Source organism: Flavobacterium sp. LC2016-13 (genome assembly GCF_009707955.1).
In the GTDB taxonomy this organism is placed as follows: Bacteria; Bacteroidota; Bacteroidia; order Flavobacteriales; family Flavobacteriaceae; genus Flavobacterium.
Map to the genome: position 1 here is coordinate 1 of NZ_WMDQ01000042.1, position 1,047 is coordinate 1,047.

Below are 1,047 nucleotides of genomic sequence, written 5' to 3' on the forward strand. Positions count from 1 at the left end.
AAACACAGGCGGTACAACGGCAACGTTAGTAGCGAATGATACCCTAAACGGAAACCCGGTTGTAATCGGAACCCAAAGCGGACAAGTTAAATTAACAGCTATTACAGTTCCAACAGGATTGACCCTGAACGCAAACGGAACAGTAACCGTTGCAGCAAACACACCAAAAGGAAATTACGAAGTAGAATACAGCATCTGCGAGATTACCAATCAGACAAACTGTGATACAACAAAAAGTATCGTGGTTGTGGATCAGGCAGTAATCGACGCGGTTACGGAAACAACAACACCGGCAATCAACGGAAACACAGGCGGTACAACAGCAACGTTGGTAGCGAATGATACCCTGAACGGTAACCCGGTTGTAATCGGAACCCAAAACGGACAAGTTAAACTGACAGCTATTACAGTTCCAACAGGATTGACCCTGAATGCAAACGGAACGGTAACCGTTGCACCAAATACCCCAAAAGGAAACTACGAAGTAGAATACAGTATCTGTGAGATTACCAATCCGACAAACTGTGATACAACAAAAAGTATCGTGGTTGTAGATCAGGCAGTAATCGACGCGGTTACGGAAACGACAACTTCTATCAACGGAAACACAGGCGGTACAACAGCAACGTTGGTAGCGAATGATACCCTGAACGGTAACCCGGTTGTAATCGGAACCCAAAACGGACAAGTTAAACTGACAGCTATTACAGTTCCAACAGGATTGACCCTGAATGCAAACGGAACGGTAACCGTTGCACCAAATACCCCAAAAGGAAACTACGAAGTAGAATACAGTATCTGTGAGATTACAAATCCGACAAACTGTGATACAACAAAAAGTATCGTGGTTGTAGATCAGGCAGTAATCGACGCGGTAACGGAAACTACAACACCGGCAATCAACGGAAACACGGGTGGTACAACAGCAACGTTGGTAGCGAATGATACCCTAAACGGAAATCCTGTTGTGATCGGAACCCAAAACGGACAAGTTAAACTGACAGCTATTACAGTTCCAACAGGATTGACCCTGAATGCAAACGGAAC

The 1,047-nt window shown here is 44.9% G+C and carries 1 pseudogene; it reads left to right on the top strand.

Features of this window, described 5'->3' with window-relative positions:
* A pseudogene (locus tag GKZ86_RS25315) lies at positions 1 to 1,047 on the top strand (gliding motility-associated C-terminal domain-containing protein); the annotation flags it as partial.